Raw genomic sequence first — 18,094 nt, 5'->3', positions numbered from 1 at the left:
TGGATGCGAACAAATGTAACTTCGACCGGCGTTTTGCGTAACGGTTCGCGAACGGAAAAACGGGCGGCTATTCGTACCTCAGCGACTCCACCGGATCGAGCCGGGCGGCCTTGCGCGCCGGGAGGATGCCGGCCACCAGGCCGATCGCCATGAGGATCCCCGCGCACACCGCGGCGATGGGGACGGAGAGCTTCGGGTTCACGATGTACTGCAGGGCCGGGTCGTCGATCGGCAGGGCGTCGACCCCCGTCACGAGGAGCGCGGCGATGGCGAGCCCCGCGAGCCCCCCGCCGACGGCGATGAGGATGGCTTCGAAGAGGAACTGGCTCACGATGTGCCGTTTCCGCGCGCCGACGGCGAGCTTGACGCCGATCTCCCGCGTCCGCTCCCGCACCACGACGTACATGATGTTCGCGACCCCGACGCCGGCCACGATCAGGGTGAAGGCACCCACCAGTCCGAGGAAGATCTGAATCCCGAGCCCGATCTGGCCCACGATCTTCTCATCCTCGATGAAGTCCCAGATCGCGAGCGCCCGCTCGTCCGCCGCGTCGAACCGGTAGCGGCCGCCCAGCACCCGGTACAACTCCGCCTTGGCGACCGCCGCGTCCCTCACGTCGCGAGGCCGCAGGAGCAGGTGGTTCACGAACTCCTGGCCGTAGATGCTCCGGAACGTGGAGGCCGGGATCACGGCCCGGTCCTCGTCCGGCCCGTTGTTGCTCGAGTCCTGGAACTTCGACTCCATCACGCCGATGACGCGGAACGGAAGCCCGTCCAGCGTCACCGTGCGCCCCACCGGCGGCGCGTCGCCGAACAGGCGTCCGGCGATCCCGTCTCCGAGGAAGAGCACGCGCCGCTTCTCGTCGATGTCGCGCTGGTTGATGAACCGGCCGCCGGGGGCGGGGAACATGCGCCGCAACTCGGAGAAGACCGGGTTCACGCCCTCCATGTACGTCGTCGTCTGGCTCTCCTCCACCTTCAGGTGCGTCCGGCCCCGGCCGTAGGAGGGACTGCCCATCTCGAACTCCGGCACCGCGCGCAGCAGCAGGTCGAGATCGTCCTCCCGCAGCCGGATCCGCCGTCCCTTCGACAGCCCCTCGTGCTCCACGCTCGTCTGGCCGCCGTAGACCATGAAGATGCGTTCGCCGGCGTTGAGCAGCCCCACGGAGAACTGGTTTCGAAGCCCCTGCCCGAAGGCGAGCAGGAGGACGATCGAGATCGTCCCCCACACCACGGCGAAGATCGTGAGGAAGGCGCGCGTCTTCTGGGCCCGCAGGTCGCCGAGGAACTCTTCGAGGAGGATCTTCCACATGGGTCAGTCGCGGAGACATTCGACGGGGTCGAGCGCCGCCGCGCGGCGGGCCGGGAAGAACCCGGCCAGCATCGCGATGAACGCGAGGAGCGCCAGGGTCACCCCGGCCACCTGCAGCGAGATCGTCGGCGTCCCGACGAACTCCTGCATCGGGACCAGCGACATGACCTTCACGACGCCGAGGGAGACGACGACGCCGAGCACCGCGCCCACGACGACGATGAGCATGCTCTCGGTGAGGAACTGCCACAGGATGGATCGCCGGGTGGCGCCGAGCGAGCGCTTGATCCCGATCTCGTTCGTCCGCTCGCGCACCACGATGTACATGATGTTCGCGACCCCGATCCCGCCCACGCTGAGCGTGAAGCTGCCGACGATCGCGAAGAAGATCTTGAACCCCAGGAAGAGGAACCCGAACATCCGCTCCCACTCGGCCGTGTCCCATACGGCCAGCGCATCGTCGTCGGCCGGGTTGAAGCGGTACTTCGCTCCCAGGACCTCGTAGACCCGCGCCTCCACGTCCTCCGTCCGCGTCGCGTCCGCGGTCCGGTACACGAGGTTGGAGACGAAACGCGAGCCGAACAGGGCCGCGTGCGTGCCGGCCGGGATGAACACGCGGTCCTCGTCCCTCGAGTTATAGGACGAGTTCTGGACCTTGGGCTGGAGCACGCCGATCACGGTGAAGGGCGAATCGCCGATCCGGACCTGCTCGCCGACGGGATCCGCCTCCCCGAACAGGACGCGGGCGACCTCGTCTCCGAGAAACACGACGCGTCGCCGCTCCCGCTGGTCGCGCTCGTTGATGAAGCGGCCGCCGGGGAGGGGGATGATGTTCCGCATCTCGCCGTAGATGGGGTAGATCCCGGTGATGTTCGGGTTCACGCCGTTGCGGCCGTAGCGGACCGGCGCCGCCCGCGTGGAGTACTCCGGGCTGATCATCGCGATGTCGGGGATCCGCCGGGCGAGAACCTCCGCGTCGGTCTCCCGCAGCCGGATCGACCGCCCCTCCCGGAACCCCGCGTGCGGCATCGTCGTGCGTCCGCCGAAGAGGATGACGATCCGGTCGCCGAGGCCGTGAAACCGCTTGATCGTCTGCCGCTCGAGGCCGACGGAGAAGGCGAGCAGCACGACGACCGCCACGGTGCCCCAGGTGATGCCGAGCACCGTGAGCGCGGTCCTGACGCGCTGGGCCGAGAGATCGGCCCACAACTGCCGTCCGGCGTCGAGCAGTCTCACCGCTGCTAGGTGATCTCGCGCCGCGGGGGCTCCAGCACGCGCTCGCCCTCCGCCAGGCCGTCCAGCACCTCGACGCTGATGCCGTCGCTCAGGCCGGTGCGGATCTCGCGTTCCTCCGTCTCCTCGGGTCCCAGGCGGACCGTGACGAGCGTGCGCTCGTCCTCGAACCGGACCAGGCGCTCGGGGATGACGAGCACGTCCGACCGGCGCTCGATGATCACGTGCGCGTTGGCGGAATAGCCCGCCCGCAGCGCCGCGCCGTCCAGCGGGAGCACCGCGATCTCGACCGGGAAAAGGGTGGCGTTCTCCTCGTCGCGGCCCTTGAGCGAGATCTTCGTCAGCCGGCCCTCGATGCGCGCATCCGGGAGCGCGCCGATCGTGATCTCCACCGGCATGCCCTCGGTCAGCCGCCCCACGTCGATCTCATCCACGGTGCCGCGGAAGAGCAGTTCGTCCATCTCCGCCATCGTCATGAGGGCGGTCCCCTCCTGGAACGTCGTCAGCGGGACGACGGGATCGCCGATCTCCACCATCTTTTCGAGGATGAAGCCCTGGATCGGGGAGGTGATGACCGCCTCGACGGCTTCGTCGCCGATCGTCACGCGGCCCTCGGAGAGGAGGGCCAGCCGTTCCGACGCGATCTGGACCTGGAGCGAGGCCTCGTCGTGCTGGCGGGCCACGGTCTCGTATTCCTCCTCGGACACGAATCCGCGGCCGCGCAGCGCGGCGAGCCGGTCGCGCTGCCGCTCGAGCTGCTGGAGTTCGATCTCCCGCAGTTCCACGTTGCGCCGCGCCTCGACGAGTTCGATCGGGGTGGGGTTGGGCTGGACCTCGAGCAGGGGCTGGCCCCGCTGGACGTACTCGCCGGGCTCCTTGAACATCTGCCGCACGACGCCCGCGAGCTGCGACTTCACGCTCACCTCGACCAGCGGCTCGATGCGTCCCACGGCGAGCGCCCGGTCCACGATCTCGCCGCGCTCCACGGCGACGGTGCCGGATTCGCCGTCGTCGCTGTCCCCCGCGCTCGACACCGCGAACGCGGTCGCTCCCAGTCCGCCGATGAGGACCGTGGAGACCAGTATCTTCGTGCCTCGCTTCATGCGAACCCGCGCTCCTCCGCCGGGATTGGAACAGGTCGGCCGTCCGCCCTGCCGGCCGCGGAGCGGGGACGGCCCTACGCGTGGGCCTACGGAGCGATGGGCGTTTGGTTTCGCCGCCGCCGCCCTCGCGGACGGGATCGGCGGACCGCTACGGACTCAGGGCGCGGGAGATTCGATCCAGCGGGGGGCGCGCGGAATGGGGAGGGGCTGCGGCTGTGCTTCCAGGTAGGCGACGAGCGCCTCCAGATCCGCGACTTCCAGGGGGTCGATGACTTCGGCTTCGGCGAAGGTGGTGTAGCCGCCGCCCCCGGTCGCGATGAAGTCGTTGGCCGCGACGACGTAGCGGCCCTCGGGCCGGAGCGGCGATCCGTCGTCGAACGTCACGTCGAGAATCCGCTCGCCCGGGGGGGCGGCCGGATCGTAGCGGACGACGATGCCGCTCGCGTGCAGGTCCACGTCCCCGCCCCGGGCCGAGTGCTCGAGCGTCAGCAACAGCTGCGCGCCGGTCATCGTGTGGCGGACGAGCATGTTGTTGAAGGGCTGCAGTTCGAAGAGGTCGGCGAAGGTGATCGGTCCCGCCGGTAGCGACCGGCGGATGCCGCCGTTGTTCATGAGGGCGACATCGGCCCCGCTCGCGTGCCGCTGCGCGTCGGCCACGATGCGGCCGAGCGGGAAGTCGCCGTCCCGCGGGGCGGAGAGCGCCTCCGGCAGGTCCACGATCACGCGGTCCACGATGGCCGCGATCTCGGCGCTGTAGGAGGCGACGAGCCGCTCGACGTCCGGGTCCGGCGCAATCTCGTCCGCCCACGCCTGTCGAACGCCGAGGCGTTGCGCGCTTACGGCGCCCTCCGCGCTCCGGTCGATGCGGCCGAGTCCGTACGCCGTCGTGTTCGAGTACGACTGGATGACGGGAACGCCCCGAATCTCGGTCTCCAGGCGCGAGTGCGTGTGCCCCGTGACCGCGTAGTCGAAGCGTTCCGTCGTCGCGGCCAGCGCCTCCAGAGCCGGGCCCCGGCACCCGCCTCCCGCCGCATCCCGCTCCGCGCCGACGTCGCAGAAGGCGCCTTCGTGCATGACCGCGACCACGAAATCCACGCCCGCCGCCCGCACCTCCGGGATGTAGCGGTCGAGCGCATCGGAGATCGACCGGAAGTCGAAGTCCGCGACGAGCGAGGGCCGGGCGACGACCGGCGTGGACCGCGTCGTCGCGCCGATGAAGCCGACCCGGATGCCGTCGCGCTCGACGATCGTCCAGGGCCGGACCCAATCGGGGTGCCGGTCGGTGCCCTTGAGGTAGATGTTCGCGCCGAGCATGGCGAAGTCCGCATCGGCGATGCGCTCCACGAGGACGTCGACACCCCAGTCGAACTCGTGGTTCCCGATCGCGACGGCGTCGTAGCCGATCCCGTTCATGGCCTCGATCATCGAGCGCCCGTCCGTGAAGTTCGAGATCGGCGTGCCCTGCATGATGTCGCCGCCGGAGACGACGAAGAGCGGACACTCGGGCGTCGTCGAGCGCTCCCGCGCCACGTAGGCGGCGAGCGCGGCGGATCCGCCGACCGGGCGTCCCTCCGACCAGTTCTGTTCCGCCGGCAGCAGCCGTCCGTGCGAATCGTTCGTGGAGAAGATCAGCGCGCAGGCGGCCGGGTCCTCGGGCGCGCACGCGGGAAAGGCCGCGATGCCGGCGCAGAGGAGGGCGGCGAGGGCAGGCTTGAAGCGGGCGGAGGGGCGGCGCGGCATCAGACCGTCTGCAACGCCCGCGACCGGTCCAGGTCCACGAGCGGCGCGGCGTAGTTGCCGGTCCAGCAGGCGTCGCAGAAGGGACCGTGATCCGCGACCGCGTCGCGCATGCCATCCATGCTGAGGTAGCCGAGCGACTCCACCTGCAGGTGTTGCCGGATCTCCTCGACCGTGTGGCTGGAGCCGATGAGTTCCTCCTTCGTGGGCATGTCGATGCCGTAGTAGCAGGGAGAACGCACCGGCGGGGAAGCGACCCGGAAATGCACCTCCCGCGCCCCCGAGTCCCGGAGGAGCCGGACGAGGCCGCTGCTCGTCGTGCCCCGGACGAGCGAATCGTCCACGACGACGATGCGCTTGCCGTCGACGAGTTCGCGCACGGGGTTGTACTTCACCCGCACCTTGAAGTCGCGTCCCCTCTGGGTCGGATGGATGAAGGTCCGGCCCACATAGTGGTTGCGGATGAGCGCGAGTTCGAACGGGAGGCCGCTCACCTCCGAGTACCCGAGCGCCGCCGAGTTCGACGAATCCGGCACCGCGAACACGCAGTCGGCATCGGCCGGGTGCTCGCGGGCGAGCTGGCGGCCGAACGCCCGCCGCGCCTCGTCCACGCTGCACCCCCACACGCGCGAGTCGGGACGCGCGAAGTACACGAGTTCGAACAGGCAGGCGCTGGTCTCGGCGGGGGGCAGCGGCCGGAGCGATTCCACGTGGCCGTCGCGGACCTTCAGCACCTCGCCCGGCTCCACGTCGCGCACGTAGGCGGCCCCGATGATGTCGAGCGCGCACGTCTCGGACGCGAACACGACGGCCTCGCCCAGCCTGCCCATCACCATGGGCCGGAAGCCTCGCGCATCGCGCGTCGCGTACACCGTGTCGCCGATGCAGAGGAGGAGGGAGAAGGCGCCGACCAGCTGCGAGAGGGCGTCGTCGATCTTGCCGTCCAGGTCGCGGTGCCGGGAGCGGGCGATGAGGTGGACGATGACCTCCGAGTCCGCATCCGTCTGGAAGATCGAGCCGTCGCGGGCGAGCGAGCGCTTGAGCTGGTTCGCGTTCGTGAGGTTGCCGTTGTGCGCGAGCGCGAGCGGCTTGTCCTCGTACTGCACGAGCAGCGGCTGGGCGTTGCGGAGGCTGGATCCTCCCGCCGTCGAATAGCGGACGTGCCCGACGGAGAGCGTCCCCTCGAGGGCGCCGAGCACCTCGTCGTCGAAGACGTCCGCGACGAGGCCCATGCCCTTGTGGACCCTCGACTTGCCGGACTCGTCGACCGTGACGATCCCGGCGGACTCCTGCCCGCGGTGCTGGAGCGCGTACATGGCGAGAAACGCGAGTTCGGCGGCCGCGCCCGAGCCGCTGACCGCGACGATGCCGCACTCCTCCCGGGGCTTGTCCAGCTCAAACACATTCCTCATGACGTGATTCCCGCCTCCTCGCTCATGCGGCGCGGGATCGCCTCCTCGTAGATCCGCGCCAGTTCGGCGGCCGGCGGGGCGATCGCGTGGCCGGCGCCGGTCAGCCGGCACGGGCTGTCCGGCCCGTCCACGGCGCCCACACGCGCCACGGGCACGCCGTGACGCCGCCCGTGCGCGGCGATCCGCTCGCCCTCGCCGGGCCGGCACGTGAGCACGACGCGCGAGTGCGACTCGCCGAACCAGCGCGCCGCGGCCGACACGTTCGCCCCGGCGGGCGCCGCGTCGAGATCGACCGTGCAGCCGAGCGGCCCGCCCGTTGCCCGCACCGCGCACTCCGCAAGCGCGACCGCAAGCCCCCCGTCCGAGCCATCGTGCGCCGAGGCGAACGCCCCGTCCGCTGCTCCCTCGACGAGAAAGTCGATCAGCGCCGCCGCCTCTTCCAGCTCCACGGCCGGCGGCAGGCCGGCGACGAGGCCGTGGCAGGCGGCGAGGTACTCCGACCCGCCGATCTCATCGCGGGTCACGCCCGCGACCCAGACCTCATCGCCTTCGCGCTGGAAGGCCGAAGGGACGCGCCGTTCAAGGTCCTCGATCACGCCGAGCATGCCGATGACCGGCGTGGGGTAGACCGGCTGGCCGCCCGTCTCGTTGTAGAGCGACACGTTGCCGCCCGTCACCGGCGTGCCCAGCGCGCGGCACGCCTCTCCCATCCCCTCGACGGCCCCCGCGAGCTGGAAGTAGACCTCCGGCCGCAGCGGGCTGCCGAAGTTCAGGCAGTTCGTCACGGCGAGCGGCCGCGCCCCCGAGCAGGCCACGTTCCGCGCCGCCTCGGCGACCGCCGCCCGGCCCCCGGTGCGCGGGTCGAGCCATGTATGCCGCCCGTTCCCGTCCGTGGAGGCCGCGAGCGCGCGCCCCTCGGCGGGCAGCCGCAGCACGGCCGCGTCGGAGCCCGGTCCCTCGAGCGTGTTCGTCTGCACCGTGGTGTCGTACTGCTCGTAGATCCAGCGCCGCGACGCGATGGACGGGGCGTCGAGCAGCGTCCGCAGCGCCGCGTCCACCTCCCGGTCCGACTCGAAGGAAGCGTACGCGCCGAGGTCCGCGGAGCGAGCTTCGGCCACCGACGGGCTCATGACTCCCTCGCGGACGTACGTCGGACAATCGTCCACCAGCGGCTTCACCGGAATCTCGACACGCACGACGCCGTCTTCCCGCACGCGGAACATCCCGTCGTCCGTGACCTGTCCGATCGTCGCCGCCTGCAGGTCCCAGCGCTCAAGCACCTCGCGCACCGCCCCCTCGTGTTCGGGCTTCGCGACGAGGAGCATCCGCTCCTGCGACTCCGAGAGGAGCATCTCGTAGGGCGTCATCCCCTCCTCCCGGACGGGGAGGTACGCCACGTCGATGTCGATCCCGGAGCCCGAGCGCGCCGCCATCTCCGTCCCGCTCGAGGTCAGCCCCGCCGCCCCCATGTCCTGGATCCCGACGAGGAGGTCCCGCTCGATGAGTTCGAGACTCGCCTCGAGCAGCAGCTTCTCGGTGAACGGATCGCCCACCTGCACCTGCGGCCGGCTGTCGACGGCCTCTTCGTCGAGTTCCTCCGACGCGAAGGTCGCCCCGTGGATCCCGTCCCGCCCCGTGCGGGCGCCGACGGCCATCACGGGATTGCCGACGCCCTCCGCCTCGCCCCGGATGAGGCGCTCGAGCGGGAGGACGCCGATGCACATCACGTTGATGAGCGGGTTCCGCTCGTAGGCCGGGTCGAAGATCGCCTCGCCCCCCACCGTGGGGACCCCGACGCAGTTGCCGTAGTCTCCGACCCCGCGCACGACCCCATCGAAGAGGTAGCGCGACTGCGGCGAGTCGAGCGACCCGAAGTGGAGGCTGTCGAAGATGGCGATCGGCCGCGCCCCCATCGTGAACACGTCGCGCAGGATCCCGCCCGACCCCGTCGCCGCGCCCTGGTAGGGTTCGACCGCCGACGGGTGGTTGTGGGACTCGATCTTGAACGCGACGCCCCATCCGCCGCCGACATCGATGACGCCGGCGTTCTCCCCCGGACCCTGAACGACGGCGGCGCTCTCCGTAGGCAGCGTCCGCAGCAGGGGCCGCGAGTTCTTGTAGCCGCAGTGCTCCGACCACATGGCGCTGAACACGCCGAGCTCCGTGAAGGTGGGCTCCCGTCCCATGAAACCGAGGATCTGCTCCCACTCCTCCGGGCTCAGCCCGTGCTCCGCCACGAGCGCGGCGCTCATCACCGGATCGCCCGGCCGGGCCTCCACGCGTTCGAGCGAGGCCCGCGTCATGACGACACCCCCGCACCGGCCACCGCTCCGGCCGCGAACTCCGCGGCTTCCGGCGGTGCAGGGTCGCTTCGACGCCCCCTCCCGCCGGCGACGGCCGCGAGCAGCGACTGGAACACCCCGAGCCCGTCCGTGTTGCCGAGGACGGAGAGCGAATGGCGCTCCGGGTGTGGCATGAGTCCCAGGATGTTCCCCTCCGCGTTCACGATCCCGGCGATGTTGCGCGCCGAGCCGTTGGGGTTCGCGGCGTCCGTCGCCCGTCCGCGCCGGTCGACGTAGCGGAACACGACCCGGTCCTCGGCCTCCAGTTCGTCGAGCGTCGAGGCCTCCCCGACGAACTGCCCCTCGCCGTGCGCGATCGGGATGTGGAGCAGATCGCCCTCGGCATAGGCCGACGTGAACGGCGTCCCGGCGTTCTCCACGCGGAGCCCGACGTCGTGGCAGCGGAAGCGAAGGTTCCGGTTCCGGACGAGGGCCCCCGGCAGGAGGTGCGCCTCGCACAGCACCTGGAATCCGTTGCAGATCCCGAGCGTGAGCCCTCCGGAGCGCGCGAAGTCGATCACCTCGCCCATGATCGGGCTGAAGCGGGCGATCGCCCCCGCCCGCAGGTAGTCTCCGTACGAGAACCCGCCCGGCAGCACGACGACGTCCACGCCCTCGAGGTCCGTCGACTTGTGCCACAGGTACGTGGCGCTCTCTCCCAGCCCCTCGGTGACGGCCCGGTACACGTCCGCATCGCAGTTCGAGCCCGGGAACCGCACGATCCCTACCTTCATCCCTGCCTCCATCCCCACCGTCATCCGTTCACCCCTCCCGCACGCGCACGACGTAGTCTTCGATGATCGGGTTCGCGATCAGTTGCTCGCACATCTTCTCCGTGGAGGCCCTGGCGGCCTCCGCCCCGTCGGCTTCGACCTCGAGACGGATCAGCCGCCCGGCGCGCACGGAGTGGACGCCCTCGTAGCCGAGGTTGCCCAGCGCCCGGCGGATCGTCTCGCCCGCCGGATCGAGGATCCCCTCCCGCGGCGTGACCCGGACATCCACCGACCAGACCCGGCTCATGCGGGCGCCTCGTAGAGTTCGTGGCCCGCGATGCGCCGGAAGGCCTCCAGGTAGCGCTCCGAGGTCGTGCGGATGACCTCCCCCGGGAGCGCCGGAGCCGGCGGCGTCTTGTCCCATTCCCCGCGCCCGACGATCTCCTGCAGGTGGTCGCGCACCGGCTGCTTGTCGAGCGAGGGCTGGCCGCCTCCGATCCGGTACGAATCGGCGGGCCAGAAGCGGGAGGAGTCGGGGGTCATCACCTCGTCGATGAGGATGATGCGCCCGTCCGCCCCGCGCCCGAACTCGTACTTCGTGTCGGCGAGGATGATGCCGCGCTCGCGGAGCGTGTCGCGGCCCGCGGCGTAGAGCGCGAGGCTGATGTCGCGCAGTTCCTCCGCGAGTTCCGTCCCGACGATGTCGCACATCCGGTCGAAGGTGATGTTCTCGTCGTGGAGCCCCTGCTCGGCCTTCGTCGAAGGGGAGAAGATCGGCTCCGGATACTCCTCGGACTCCTGCAGACCCTCCGGGAGGGGTTCGCCGGCCAGCGTCCCGTGGCGGCTGTACTCCTTCCACGCGGAGCCGGAGATGAAGCCCCGCACGATGCACTCGACCGGCAGGGGCTGCGCCTTCTCGACCAGCATGGCGCGGTGTCCCCACGTGTCGGCGGTGCCGGCGAGTTCCGGCACCGCCTCGGCGATGGCCGCCGGCTCGCTCGCCACGCGGTGGTTGCCCACGATGTCGGTCGTGCGGTCGAACCAGAACGCCGAGAGCTGGGTGAGCACGGCCCCCTTGTGGGGGATCGGATTCGGGATCACGCAGTCGAAGGCGCTGATGCGGTCGCTCGCGACCATCAGGATGCGGTCGTCGAGGTCGTACATCGAGCGCACCTTCCCCTTGCGGAGAAGCGGCAGCGGGAGGTCGATGTCGTGCAGCGCGGCCGGCGCGTCCGCGCCGATCGTGGTCTGTGTCATGGTGTCCTTTCGAGTGTCCTTTCGGGGGTCACGGGGGTCGCGTTCCCGCGGGAACGCCGGGTCATACGCGGACCTCCTCGGCGGGCCGCGGCGCGTCCGCGGCCTCGAACAGCGGGTCGATCCTCGTGGTCAGGAAGCGCTCCACCTGGTGGGCGGAGCGGCCGACGAGGCGGTGCGGGTCGGCGAGCGCGTGCAGCTCCTCCATGCCGAGCCCGAAGGCGCCGTCGCTGGCGATGCGCGCGAAGAAGTCGTTGTCCTCCGCGCCCTCGTCGAGCCGTTCGCGCGCGGCCAGCGCGTGCCCCCGCACCCGTTCGTGCAGGTCCTGCCGGTCGCCGCCCCCCCGCACGCCCGCGATGAGGATCTCCTCGGTGACCATGAACGGGAGCGCGCGGCCGAGGCGGCGCGCCACGACGGCCGGGTGGACGACGAGCCCCGCGCTCACGTTGCGCGCGAGGATGAGGAGCGCGTCCGCCGACAGGTAGCCTTCGGGGAGCGAGATGCGGCGGTTCGCGGAGTCGTCGAGCGTGCGCTCGAACCACTGCACGGAAGCGGTCCACGAAGCGTCGAGTTCCAGCGTGCAGAGGTGCCGCGCCAGCGCGCAGATCCGCTCGCTCCGCATGGGGTTGCGCTTGTAGGGCATCGCCGACGAGCCGATCTGGTGCTTCCCGAACGGCTCCTCGATCTCGCCGAACGCCTGCAGGATCCGGATGTCGTGGCCGAAGCGCGCCGTCGAGGCGCCGATGCCGGCCAGCGCCGCGAGCGCCCGGTGGTCCACCTTCCGCGGGTACGTCTGGCCGATGACATCGTAGGTGCCGGCGAAGCCGAAGCGCGCCGCGAGCCGCTCGTTGAGCCGGTCCACCTTCTCCCCGTCCCCGTCGAACAGTTCGAGGAACGTCGCCTCCGTCCCCGTCGTGCCCCGGGCGCCCCGGAAGCGGAGTTCCGCCCGCACGGCTTCGATCTGCTCGAGGTCGAAGAGGAGGTCCTGGAGCCAGAGACAGGCGCGCTTCCCGATCGTCGTCGGCTGGGCCGGCTGCAGGTGCGTGTAGCCGAGCGTCGGCTCGGCCGCCTGCGCGCGGGCGAAGGCCGCCAGGTCCTCGATCGTCCCCAGCAGCCGGTCGCGCACGATGTCGAGACCCTGCTGGTGCTGGATGAGGCCGTGGTTGTCGCCCACGAAGGCGCTCGTCGCGCCGAGGTGGATGTACTTCCGGGCCTCCGGGGCGACCTCGCCGAAGTGATGCACGTGCGCCATCACGTCGTGACGGAGGTCGCGCTCGATGACGGCGATCCGGTCGAGGTCGATCTGCTCCCGCGCCGCGTGCATCGCGACGATGGCGTCGTTGGGGATCTCGACGCCGAGCGCCCGTTCTTCCTCGGCGAGCGCAATCCACAGGTCGCGCCAGACGAGCGCCTGCATGCGAGGGGAGAAGATCGCCGCCATCTCGCTCGAGGCGTAGCGGTCGATGAGAGGATGTGGGTAGTGACGTTCCGCCATCAGGCGCGTAGTCCGGATCCAGCGGCCCACCCGGGGCGACCTCGGTCGCCGTAAGGTCGCAGTCTAGCCCATGACCGCCCCGCGCAAAAGCCCCGGAAACCGGCGGGTCAGCGAACGCGGAAGGGCTGGAGGTAGCCGATCTCCGTGCCGCGCGCGATGTAGAGTTGCACCGTGCCGTCGCGGGAGCGCGCGTAGTAGTCGAAGAGTTCGCCCGCGTCCTCGGCGGAGCGCACCTCGTTGCGGTTGATGCTGAGGATCACGTCGCCCTCGCGGAGCCTCGTCCCGCGGGCCTCTTCGCCGACGGAGGCAATGAGCGCGCCGGCGTCGACCCGGAGGTTGAGTTCCTGCTGGATCTGCGGCGTGACCGTGATCAGCCGGAGGCCCGCGAGCACCTCGATGCGCTCGGCCCGCCCCGTGGGCACCTCGTCCAGCCGGAAGCGCGCCTGGAGTTCACGTCCCCCTCGCTGGAAGGTCACGTCCACGGTCGATCCCACCCCGGCGTCCACCAGCCCCACCTGCCAGTCGAGATCGTGGTTGATGACGCGCCCGTTGAGGGTCACGATCTCGTCCCCCGCCCGCAGTCCGGCGTCGGCCGCCGGCGCCCCCTCCAGGACCTCGACCACGAGCGGCCGGCCGAAGACGGACTCGGGGTCCGGCCGGTCGGTGAGCACCTGCAGTCCCGCCCAGGGCCGGCGCACGCGCCCGAACTGGAGGAGTTCGGAGGCGACGACGAGCGCCCGGTCGATGGGGATCGCGAAGCCCATCCCCTCCGATCCCCCGGAGCGCGAGAAGATCGAGCTGTTCACGCCGATGACGTCGCCGTCCGCGTTCGCCAGCGGACCGCCCGAGTTGCCCGGGTTGATCGACGCGTCGGTCTGGATCATGTCGGCGTAGAGCACCTCCTGGCCGCCCGGCGCCTGGATGTCGCGCCCCACGCCGCTGACGACGCCCGAAGTGACCGTCGCCTCGGTGTTGCGGAGGGCGTAGCCCGACGGATTCCCCAGCGCCACCGCGGGCTCCCCGATGAGAAGGTTCGAGGACGAGCCCAGCGGCGCCGCGGGCACCCGGCCCGGAGGGACCCGCACGACGGCGAGGTCGGTGAGTTCGTCGAAGCCGACCACTTCGGCCTCGAACCGCTGTCCGTCCCGGTCCACGACCTCGATGCGGTCCGCGCCGCTCACGACGTGCGCGTTCGTGATGATGGTGCCCGCGTCGTCGATCGCGAACCCGGAACCCAGGCCGGCCTCGACCCGGGAACGGCCGCCGCGGTTGAAGAAGCGGGTGAACATGTCCTGCGACTGGACGGTCCGCTCCGTCCGGAGGCTCACGACCGAGGGGAGCACGCGGACCGCGGCGATGACCGTGGGCGTCCGCCGGGCCCCGGAGATCTCGGCCAGCGACTGGGGCGCGGGCCGGTTCGCGGGGTCGGCCAGCGAGGTGCGGGCGAACGGGTTGTCCGCGGGCCGGCTGTCCTCCGGCGGGGGACGTCCGTTCCCCAGCGTGGTGACGAGCGCCCCCACGCCGAGGCCGGCGAAGATCAGGACCGTGGCCGCCACGAACACGCGCGCGGCCGACACCAGGATCCTCCTGACCCGATTTCCCTCGTTCATGGACTGCGCCACCTCATGTCGCTCGTCAGATCTTCAGGCCACACGATAACTGTACGCCGAACCACCCCGCAGGGTTCACGTCCGATGCCTCTCGGCCGGGAGCCAGGGGATCCCGGCGCCGGAATTCCATTCGCCGCCGTAGCGCACGCCCGTCAGGTAGAGCCCGCCCGGCGGGGCGGGGAAGACCGGTCTCGACGCGGCCTCTCCCGCCAGCAGCCGCTCGAAGTCCTCGAACGGGCGGCGCCCCGCGGCGATCTCCACGGACGTCCCCACCAGGTAGCGCACCATGTGGTGGAGGAAGCGGTCGGCGACGATCTCGAAGAAGAGGAAGGGCGGTCGGTCGAAGTGCCAGGCCGCGCTCGCGACCCGGCAGCGCGTCCCGCGCTCCGGCTGCCCGGCGCGGGCGAACCGCTCGAACGACCGTTCCCCGGGGATGGCCGCCGCCAGCCGGTCGAGCGCGTCGCGGTCCAGCGGCCACCGCGGGATCCAGGCCCGGTCGCGCAGGAACGGCCGCCTCCGGCCGCTCTCGGCGACCACGTACCGGTAACGGCGCCTCTCCGCGTCGAAGCGCGGATGGAAATCGGGCGCGGCGTCCCCCACTCTCCGAACCGCGACATCGTCGGAAAGAATCGCCCCGAGCGCCCGGGCCAGTTCCTCCGGACTCCAGGCGCGGGGCGCGCCGAACGCGACCTCCTGCGCCGTCGCGTGAACCCCCGCGTCGGTGCGGCCCGCGAGGTCGATGCGGACGGGCCGATCGAGGAGTTTCCCGAGCGCTTCCTCCACCTCGCGCTGGACGGTGCGCACCCCGGGCTGTAGTTGGGATCCGTGGAAGGAGGTCCCATCGTACTCGATCGTGGCCCGGAAACGGGCGGGCGGGGCCGTGGAATCCGACATGCGCGAAGACTAGCCGTTTTCGGCTTGCGGGGGAAAACCACCGGAAACCAGGAGGAATCGAGGTGACGAACACGATCCGGCGCGTCCTCTCCGGAGAGACCCTGGATGCCGCCGCCGCCGAAGCCGCGTTCGACCGCTTCATGAGCGGCGAGGCCACCCAGGCCGAGATGGCCGCACTCCTCGCCGCCCTCAGGATGCGCGGGGAAACGCCCGCCGAGGTCGCCGGCGGCGTCCGCGCGCTGCGGAAGGCCATGATCCCGCTCGCCCTGGACGACGACCGCATCATCGACACCTGCGGGACGGGCGGGGGCACGCTGACCACGTTCAACATCTCGACCGCCGCCGCCATCGTCGCCGCGGCCGGCGGTGTCCGCATCGCGAAGCACGGCAACCGCTCGTTCACCTCCAGGTGCGGCAGCGCCGATGTGCTGGAGATGCTCGGGATCCCCATCGAGCTGCCTCCCGAGGACGAAAAGCGGATGTTCGAGGAGACCGGGTTCGTGTTCATGTTCGCCCCGGCCCACCATCCGGCCATGCGGCACGTGGGCCCCGTCCGCGCCGCGCTCGGCGTGACCACGATCATGAACCTGCTCGGCCCGCTCGCGAACCCGGCCGGCGTGCGGCGGCAGGTCGTCGGCGTCGCCCACCCCGATCTCCAGCGCCTCGTCGCCGACACCCTCCTCGAACTCGGCCACGAGCGCGCGCTCGTCGTCCACGGGGAGCCCGGCATGGACGAACTGAGCCCCCTCGGCCCGACCCGGGTCTTCCGCATCGAGAACGGGACGCTGTCCGAGTTCGAGGTCGTGCCGTCCGACTTCGGCTGGCCGGAGTACGCGCCCTCCGATCTGGCCGGGGGCGAGCCGGAGGAGAACGCGGAACGGGTCCGGCGCGTCGTCGACGGCCGCGAAGCCGGAGCCGGCCGCGCAGCCGTCGTGCTCAACGCCGCCGCCGCCTTCTGGGCCGCGGGCGCCGTCGACACCCTGGCCGCCGGCGTCGCCGCCGCCGAACAATCCATCGATTCGGGCGCGGCCGAGGCGCACGTTCGATCCCTGCAGGCGTTTCGACCGACCGCCTGACTCCGCCGATTCGTAGCCCGCGAAGCGGGTGAGCGAGACTGCGGAGTCGGTTGCAGGATGATTGTGTCCCCTTTCGGCAAATATCGTCCCACATTGGCGGATTTTGTCCCTTCCCGGCCGCCGGACGGTCCCCATCTTTGAAGGCAGCGAGAGTCGCCGTCTCGGCGGCCACCCACCTCCCACCAAAAACCGTCGGGGCGGCGGCTCTCGCTTCCAGCCTCTGCCGGGCCCCGCCGCAGCCTGGCGATCCACGGCGGGCAGAGGAACTCCGAACGGGTCCGGCGGGTAGTCGGCGGCATGAAGTGGGAACGGCACCGGGGTGTGAAGGGCACTTGGGGAGGAGGCGGCCGAAGTGATCCAGGTCTTCGCGGATACGCCTCGTGACGCGGACAGGATAAGGCGGGCGGTCGACGGCGACGTCCAGGTCGTGGAAAACGCCGAGGAACTCGCTGCGGACCCCGGTTGCGACCACAGCGGCCTCGACCGCGACCACCTCGAATACGACCACGGCCGCCTCGACTGCGTCGTCGTCGGCTGCCACACACGTTTTCTGCGCGAGAGGATCGGTCTCCTCGCTCGACTCGAGCGGGAGATGCCGTGGGTGCCGGTCATTCTCGTCACGGACCGCGACGCGGATGCCGCGAAGCTGCTGGCCTCCACGCGCTGCTCCGCCCTGGTCTGGTTCGACGATCCCGCCGCTCGGCTTCGCTCCCGAATCGAGGCCGCCTGCGAGACCGCGGCATTGGTGCAGCTGGCCGAGAGGATCCGCCGCTCCGCACTGCCGCCGGCTCTTCGCCGCGCCCTGGTCCACAGCTTGCGGCAAGCGGGGAGCGACCCGGTTCACAACGTCGGAGCGCTGGCCGCCGCCATGGGCAGTTCTCCGGTCACGCTCTCCCACGAGTTCACGGCCCGCGTCAACGGCGGGGCCACGCTCTGCCGGTTCCTGAGCGCGCTCGTCATCCTCAGGGCCCACCAGCTTCGTCTGTCCGGTTCCAGTTGGACGAATGCGGGCGGCCGCCTCGGATTCCCCCGCCGTACGCTGAACCGGAAGGCGCACACGTGGCCGGGGCGCTCGCTCGCGGATCTTGAGCGCATCACTCCCGACCGGTTGCTTTCGGCATTCGTCGAGGAGTACGTCCGGCCGCTCCTGGGCCAGGACGTGTTGTAGCGGCGGGTTCCGGAGACGGGAACCTCCGCCCCGACGGTTTTTGGTGGGAGGTGGGTGGCCGTCGGGACGGGAACTCTCGGGGAGTCGAGAGCGGTCCTCCGTCAACTGCGGTTGGTTTCTCCTCCGGACGTCAGTAGCGCCGGATCACTCCGATCACGACGCCCTGGATCGTGACCTGCGATGGGTGCAGGTAGATCGGCGTGAGCGCCGGGTTCGCGGGCTGAAGCCGAATCCGTCCCTGCTCCAGGTAGATCTTCTTCATGGTGGCGTTCTCGCCATCGACGAGCGCGATCACCATTTCGCCGTTGTGCGCGGTCTCGCGTGACTGGACGATGACGTAGTCGCCGTCGCGGATCTGTTCGTCGATCATCGAATCGCCGCGCACCCGGAGCACATAGTGTTCGCTCAGGGACCCCGCGATCATGTCTTCGGGAACGGAGACCGTCTCCTGCTCCTGGATGACTTCTATCGGTTGACCCGCCGCCACGTTGCCGTACAGCGGCAGTTCGACCGCGGCGACCTGGAGTTTTCCTTCCACCAGTTCGACCGACCGGCTTTCATTGTAGTTTTTTCGTATATACCCCTTCGCCTGCAGGTTCTGGAGATGTTCGTGCACCGTCGCGAGCGAGCGGTAGCCGAACTCCTCCGCGATCTCCTCGAAGCTCGGGGAATACCCGCGGAACCGTATGAAGCCCTCGAGGAAGTCCAGCATCTCGCGCTGTCGCTTCGTAAGCGCCATCGTTTT

General features: G+C 70.5%; 15 protein-coding genes. 2 read left to right on the top strand and 13 right to left on the bottom strand.

The window, feature by feature from the left end; translation table 11 throughout:
• Positions 1-67: 67 nt before the first annotated feature.
• The 12 genes from ACOGI9_RS08400 to truA form a co-directional block, all read right to left on the bottom strand.
• On the bottom strand, positions 68-1,312 hold the full coding sequence (locus ACOGI9_RS08400; protein WP_419856697.1) for an ABC transporter permease: 1,245 nt from the start codon (positions 1,310-1,312) through the stop codon (positions 68-70).
• Between the two features lie 3 nt (positions 1,313-1,315).
• Positions 1,316-2,548 carry an ABC transporter permease gene (locus ACOGI9_RS08395; protein WP_419856696.1) on the bottom strand — a complete coding sequence of 411 codons (1,233 nt, stop codon included), beginning with the start codon at positions 2,546-2,548 and terminating at the stop codon, positions 1,316-1,318.
• A gap of 5 nt (positions 2,549-2,553) precedes the next feature.
• Positions 2,554-3,648: an efflux RND transporter periplasmic adaptor subunit gene (locus tag ACOGI9_RS08390; RefSeq protein ID WP_419856695.1), complete on the bottom strand. Its 1,095-nt coding sequence runs from the start codon at positions 3,646-3,648 to the stop codon at positions 2,554-2,556.
• Between the two features lie 156 nt (positions 3,649-3,804).
• On the bottom strand, positions 3,805-5,388 hold the full coding sequence (locus ACOGI9_RS08385; RefSeq protein WP_419856694.1) for a bifunctional metallophosphatase/5'-nucleotidase: 1,584 nt from the start codon (positions 5,386-5,388) through the stop codon (positions 3,805-3,807).
• Positions 5,388-6,797, bottom strand: a complete 1,410-nt coding sequence (gene purF / locus ACOGI9_RS08380) for an amidophosphoribosyltransferase (protein WP_419856693.1) — start codon at positions 6,795-6,797, stop codon at positions 5,388-5,390. Before purF ends, ACOGI9_RS08385 begins: the two co-directional genes overlap by 1 nt.
• Entirely contained in the window at positions 6,794-9,100 is a 2,307-nt protein-coding gene (purL, locus tag ACOGI9_RS08375; RefSeq protein WP_419856692.1) for a phosphoribosylformylglycinamidine synthase subunit PurL, read from the bottom strand. Before purL ends, purF begins: the two co-directional genes overlap by 4 nt.
• Positions 9,097-9,873, bottom strand: a complete 777-nt coding sequence (purQ, locus tag ACOGI9_RS08370; RefSeq protein WP_419856691.1) for a phosphoribosylformylglycinamidine synthase subunit PurQ — start codon at positions 9,871-9,873, stop codon at positions 9,097-9,099. Before purQ ends, purL begins: the two co-directional genes overlap by 4 nt.
• Before the next feature lie 28 nt (positions 9,874-9,901).
• Positions 9,902-10,159 (bottom strand): phosphoribosylformylglycinamidine synthase subunit PurS, encoded by a 258-nt coding sequence (purS, locus tag ACOGI9_RS08365; protein WP_310758176.1) that lies wholly within the window; start codon positions 10,157-10,159, stop codon positions 9,902-9,904.
• A complete protein-coding gene (locus tag ACOGI9_RS08360; RefSeq protein ID WP_419856690.1) occupies positions 10,156-11,109 on the bottom strand; it encodes a phosphoribosylaminoimidazolesuccinocarboxamide synthase in 954 nt (317 codons plus the stop codon). Before ACOGI9_RS08360 ends, purS begins: the two co-directional genes overlap by 4 nt.
• Before the next feature lie 61 nt (positions 11,110-11,170).
• On the bottom strand, positions 11,171-12,601 hold the full coding sequence (purB, locus tag ACOGI9_RS08355) for an adenylosuccinate lyase (RefSeq protein ID WP_419856689.1): 1,431 nt from the start codon (positions 12,599-12,601) through the stop codon (positions 11,171-11,173).
• A 107-nt stretch (positions 12,602-12,708) separates the two neighbouring features.
• The gene (locus ACOGI9_RS08350) at positions 12,709-14,211 is read right to left on the bottom strand and encodes a trypsin-like peptidase domain-containing protein (RefSeq protein ID WP_419856688.1); all 1,503 of its coding nucleotides are present in this window, start codon (positions 14,209-14,211) and stop codon (positions 12,709-12,711) included.
• A 75-nt stretch (positions 14,212-14,286) separates the two neighbouring features.
• Positions 14,287-15,105: a tRNA pseudouridine(38-40) synthase TruA gene (gene truA / locus ACOGI9_RS08345; protein WP_419856687.1), complete on the bottom strand. Its 819-nt coding sequence runs from the start codon at positions 15,103-15,105 to the stop codon at positions 14,287-14,289.
• A 62-nt stretch (positions 15,106-15,167) separates the two neighbouring features.
• Between truA and trpD the strand changes: the two genes are divergently transcribed.
• Together trpD and ACOGI9_RS08335 are read left to right on the top strand one after the other, a co-directional pair.
• Complete coding sequence (gene trpD, locus ACOGI9_RS08340) at positions 15,168-16,181, top strand: anthranilate phosphoribosyltransferase (protein ID WP_419856686.1); 1,014 nt, start codon at positions 15,168-15,170, stop codon at positions 16,179-16,181.
• Positions 16,182-16,533: 352 nt separating this feature from the next.
• Positions 16,534-17,349 (top strand): hypothetical protein, encoded by an 816-nt coding sequence (locus ACOGI9_RS08335; RefSeq protein ID WP_419856685.1) that lies wholly within the window; start codon positions 16,534-16,536, stop codon positions 17,347-17,349.
• Positions 17,350-17,479: 130 nt separating this feature from the next.
• On the opposite strand, the gene lexA is transcribed toward ACOGI9_RS08335, so the two are convergent.
• The gene (lexA, locus tag ACOGI9_RS08330) at positions 17,480-18,088 is read right to left on the bottom strand and encodes a transcriptional repressor LexA (RefSeq protein WP_310779650.1); all 609 of its coding nucleotides are present in this window, start codon (positions 18,086-18,088) and stop codon (positions 17,480-17,482) included.
• Positions 18,089-18,094 lie beyond the last annotated feature (6 nt).

The sequence above is a fragment of the Candidatus Palauibacter irciniicola genome, from assembly GCF_965208695.1.
Lineage (GTDB): Bacteria > Gemmatimonadota > Gemmatimonadetes > Palauibacterales > Palauibacteraceae > Palauibacter > Palauibacter irciniicola.
This window is presented reverse-complemented; position numbering and strand designations above follow the sequence as displayed.

Excerpts from the sequence above, each read along its gene's own strand:
- ACOGI9_RS08400 (WP_419856697.1), bottom strand. The coding sequence starts at position 1,312 with ATGTGGAAGATCCTCCTCGAAGAGTTCCTCGGCGACCTGCGGGCCCAG.
- ACOGI9_RS08390 (WP_419856695.1), bottom strand. The coding sequence starts at position 3,648 with ATGAAGCGAGGCACGAAGATACTGGTCTCCACGGTCCTCATCGGCGGA.
- ACOGI9_RS08385 (WP_419856694.1), bottom strand. The coding sequence starts at position 5,388 with ATGCCGCGCCGCCCCTCCGCCCGCTTCAAGCCTGCCCTCGCCGCCCTC.
- purF (WP_419856693.1), bottom strand. The coding sequence starts at position 6,797 with ATGAGGAATGTGTTTGAGCTGGACAAGCCCCGGGAGGAGTGCGGCATC.
- purL (WP_419856692.1), bottom strand. The coding sequence starts at position 9,100 with ATGACGCGGGCCTCGCTCGAACGCGTGGAGGCCCGGCCGGGCGATCCG.
- purQ (WP_419856691.1), bottom strand. The coding sequence starts at position 9,873 with ATGAAGGTAGGGATCGTGCGGTTCCCGGGCTCGAACTGCGATGCGGAC.
- purS (WP_310758176.1), bottom strand. The coding sequence starts at position 10,159 with ATGAGCCGGGTCTGGTCGGTGGATGTCCGGGTCACGCCGCGGGAGGGG.
- ACOGI9_RS08360 (WP_419856690.1), bottom strand. The coding sequence starts at position 11,109 with ATGACACAGACCACGATCGGCGCGGACGCGCCGGCCGCGCTGCACGAC.
- purB (WP_419856689.1), bottom strand. The coding sequence starts at position 12,601 with ATGGCGGAACGTCACTACCCACATCCTCTCATCGACCGCTACGCCTCG.
- ACOGI9_RS08350 (WP_419856688.1), bottom strand. The coding sequence starts at position 14,211 with ATGAACGAGGGAAATCGGGTCAGGAGGATCCTGGTGTCGGCCGCGCGC.
- truA (WP_419856687.1), bottom strand. The coding sequence starts at position 15,105 with ATGTCGGATTCCACGGCCCCGCCCGCCCGTTTCCGGGCCACGATCGAG.
- lexA (WP_310779650.1), bottom strand. The coding sequence starts at position 18,088 with ATGGCGCTTACGAAGCGACAGCGCGAGATGCTGGACTTCCTCGAGGGC.